Source organism: Dyella japonica DSM 16301 (assembly GCF_001010355.1).
Classification (GTDB): domain Bacteria; phylum Pseudomonadota; class Gammaproteobacteria; order Xanthomonadales; family Rhodanobacteraceae; genus Dyella; species Dyella japonica.
On record NZ_JPLA01000152.1, the window covers coordinates 1 to 235 of the forward strand.

Genomic DNA, 235 nt, shown 5'->3' on the forward strand with positions numbered 1-235 from the left:
GATATACACCCAAGAACACAGGAATATGATTTGTCGCAAGCCCTAAAATGTGCCTTACTCCATCTGGAGTTGTTGCACCTGTACCACCTGAAGATACAGGAAGTGGAATAAATCCAACATTACCTTCTTCCGTTGAATAAACACCCCAGGACGATTCACTTATTGTTAGGTATTTTCCTCTTCCGGGAGAGAATAACACAGTTTCATTAGGATACTGCTCTAACCTGTCTACACG

1 protein-coding gene is annotated in these 235 nt (G+C 42.1%); it reads right to left on the reverse strand.

Annotation, left to right across the window (positions count from 1 at the left end; translation table 11 throughout):
- Positions 1-235, reverse strand: a 235-nt coding sequence (locus Y882_RS20635; RefSeq protein WP_211259236.1) for a hypothetical protein, incomplete at both ends; no start/stop codon positions are given.